At 23.5% G+C, this 3518-nt stretch carries 2 protein-coding genes; one reads left to right on the top strand and one right to left on the bottom strand.

The annotated features are described in order from the left end of the window. Positions 1 to 28: 28 nt before the first annotated feature. The gene (locus GBZ86_RS13875; protein ID WP_152891629.1) at positions 29 to 2476 is read right to left on the bottom strand and encodes a polysaccharide lyase 8 family protein; all 2448 of its coding nucleotides are present in this window, start codon (positions 2474 to 2476) and stop codon (positions 29 to 31) included. Between the two features lie 334 nt (positions 2477 to 2810). On the opposite strand from GBZ86_RS13875, the gene GBZ86_RS13870 reads away from it, so the two are divergent. Next, positions 2811 to 3422 (top strand): class I SAM-dependent methyltransferase, encoded by a 612-nt coding sequence (locus GBZ86_RS13870; RefSeq protein WP_152891627.1) that lies wholly within the window; start codon positions 2811 to 2813, stop codon positions 3420 to 3422. Positions 3423 to 3518: the final 96 nt, after the last annotated feature.

Below are 3518 nucleotides of genomic sequence, written 5' to 3'. Positions count from 1 at the left end.
CATCTAAATTAATATGAAATTAAAAATTTTACTTATTAACTGTTAATTTAAAAGATTTGCCTTTAGCATTTTTAGTATGAACTTTAAATTTAATTTTATTATTAGATAAATCTATATTAGAGATATTATTATCTGATTCAATTACACTACTTGCTGGTTTATTTATTTCTATATTTAAATTATGCTGTTCAAAAGTTGCATCTGAAACACTTATAGTTAAAGTTCCATTTGTATTCTCTTTAACCATTATAGATGCTTTACCACTAGAAGTTATAGATCCTGAAGTGTTCTTACCATCTGTCCAAAAATTTGCTCCTTCTATATTTAATGATGTTTGTAAAACTCCTTGCGCAAACTCATCATTTCTAAGTATTTTAATATGTGGATTTTTTGTATATTCTTTTATTTCTTTTTCAGATTTTCCTGGCAATAAAACATAACTATATGTATCATTTTTTATAACTTTTCCATGATTTATATACATAGTTAAATAACTATTTTCAGCTTTTTTATCTCCTTTTGGTGGATCTATTTCTTTCCAGTTACCTTTTCTTAATTCTTTAATAAGGTTAATATTTTCTCCATTTGGAAAATAATATCCTATATTTTCATTTTTAGTTTTACCTTGTAAATATGCCCATTTTGCATTTTTAACTTTATCTTTATCTCCTAAATTTTCAACTTTAACATTTCCATCTACTGTAAATGTACACTTTCCATTTTCAACTATTTTTCTATTTTCTATTATAGTCTCTATATTATTAGTATCATCACTTGTTATTCCTGACCCTAATGCTACAATTTCATCATCAAACATAAACCATGATTTATTAGCTTTTAAATCATCATTTTTATTTCTTATTTCCATGCCACTTATACCATAACTTCCTATATTAGTACCACCAGACCATGGACTTAAACTCATTTCAAAAGTAATGGCTGGGCCACATCCTGATTTATTCTTACGTGGCATTTTATTTATTGTTGTTCCAGGTAATCTATAAGGGTCTATAGTTGGCCAAAAATCCTTTGAAAATTGTGTTAAATCATCATTATATAAATAAGTCATTCCATCTCCTTGAAACCAAGGTTTTAAATTTTCTTTATTCATAAATTCATATTTACTTATTCTATTAGAACCTTTAGAAATAGCAAAACAATAACCATTTCTTTCATGAACAGTTTTATCCATCATATTTAAATTAAAATCATTAGCTTCTTGATTTTTAGCTTTTATTGAGTTATCATTCATTATTTTATAATATTCATTTATTACATTTATAGAATCAAATTTACAACCATAATCAATAACTGATTTTGCCTCTTCTCCCCACTCTTTAACTAATGCCTTTATTTTATTTGACATTTCCTTAGGAGCAATCATTGAAAGTTTAATCATTCCTTGTATTATTCCTACTGTTTGTTCATATCCACTGCTATTATGTCTAGCTATAGATCTTCCTCTAACCATATCCATAGTATAACCTTTATATATTATTGGATCAAAACTTTCAAATATCCATTTATATACATTGTTTTTGTTTAGTGTTTTAACTTCCCAAGGAGTTCCCTCTAGTAAATACATTATACTAGAAACTTTATTTATAAGAACGTTTCCATAAGAACCAGTATATGCTACCACATCATGCTGTACAAAAGAACCATCTTTATAAAAACCAACTCCATTAGTTACATAATCAAATACACTTACTACATCCTTAGATCCTTCTTCAATCATATCTTTATTTTTTAAAATAACCCCTTGAAGTATCTTATTTATACATACATCTGTTAAGTTAGCTCCTGTATGATGTTTACTTCCTGGCTCTATTGACGGTGAAAATTTCTGTATTGCATTCATATAAGTAATTATTTTATCATGAGGTAAATCATTATACATAAGAATTACTATATTATTTAAATTAGCTGGAGTTCCAATCATCCAATGCCACCAATTACCATACTCCTTTATATTTTCATTATATGCATTACAATACAACCAGTCTAAAGCATATTTTATTTTTTCCTTTAAAATTGCATCTTTATAGTATTTATTATTAGATAGATTATATGCCATAGACATAGAAAAAACTTTTCCATACATGGCAGTTATTTTAGATGGATCTTTTTTAAAATCTCTTAATTCATACCATAAGTAATTTTTAGACTTGTCCATATTTATTGTTGATAATGCCTTATCTGTTTGTTTTTCAATATTTTCACTTTTACTTATTATTGCTGAATTAGATATGTTTACATTTTTTCCTCCTACTAAATCATCTTTCCACTTTAATCTTAACTCTTTAATTAACTTATTTTCATTAAGAGTATTTTTAGTATTTCCCTCTAAAATAAATTCATCTACTCTATCTAATTTCTTTGCCCATACATTAGTAACTGGTGCTAATGTTGAAATTAATGTAATCGTTACTGTACTTATTATTAACTTATTTAAATTTTCTCTACTACCTTTCATTTTTCTCTCCCTGTATTATTATCTTAAAGTCTACATTTATCAAATGAAATCATTTACTATTTAATAATGCATTTTTCATTGTATATTATTACCTATGCAAAATCAATAACTGTTATTTTATAACATTTACTGTTGTATTATTTTTTTATTTTATATTTATAAAATTATTTAATATTAAATCTAACATTTAAAAATTGCTTATAACTCTAAAAATATTTTTTCTAATTCAATAAATTTGCTTGTACCAACAAGATTAAATTATGTTAATATATAAAGATAACTATATTTATTTCATTAACTTTTTAAATAATAAAAAATAATATTGGAGAAAATTATGACTGAACAACAATATGAAAAGCTACTTAATATAAAAACTTCTGGAGAACAAAAAATATTTAATAAATCACTTCATTATAATAGATATGAACCAACATCTTATTTTGTACTAGAAACCTTATTTAAAGAATATGAAGTAAATGAAGATGATTACATAATTGATTTTGGCTGTGGAAAAGGTCGATTGAACTTTTATTTAAATTATTTTTTCAATGCAAATGTTACAGGCATTGAAATGAATACATATTTTTTTGAAGAAGCTATCTCTAATAAAAATAATTATCTAAAATTTTATAAAAAAAATACTAATAATATAAAATTTTTAAATTGTTTTGCTGAAAAATATGATGTTAATTTTAAAGATAATAAATTTTATTTTTTTAATCCTTTTTCTCTTCAAATTTTTATAAAAGTTATTTCAAATATTTTAATTTCCATGGCAAAAAGTTCTAGAAACATAGATATTATATTATATTATCCATCTGAAGATTATATATATTATTTAGAAAATAATACTGCTTTTACATTAAAAAAAGAAATTAAAATACCTTCTTTATATGAAAATAATATAAATGAAAAAATTTTAATTTATACACTTTCTTATAATTAAAACACCACTTTACAATAAATTTAACTAGCTAAAGAATCGTTATTAAGATGATTAATAACATCTTCAAGCGTAGTTATATTTTTATCAAGTTGTATT

The sequence above is a fragment of the Clostridium tarantellae genome (genome assembly GCF_009295725.1).
GTDB classification, from domain to species: Bacteria; Bacillota; Clostridia; order Clostridiales; family Clostridiaceae; genus Sarcina; species Sarcina tarantellae.
The sequence above is the reverse complement of the archived record's forward strand: the minus strand, read 5'-3'. Positions and strand labels throughout refer to the sequence as shown.

Coding starts and splice junctions, on each gene's coding strand:
- GBZ86_RS13875 (WP_152891629.1), bottom strand. CDS start 2,476: ATGAAAGGTAGTAGAGAAAATTTAAATAAGTTAATAATAAGTACAGTA.
- GBZ86_RS13870 (WP_152891627.1), top strand. CDS start 2,811: ATGACTGAACAACAATATGAAAAGCTACTTAATATAAAAACTTCTGGA.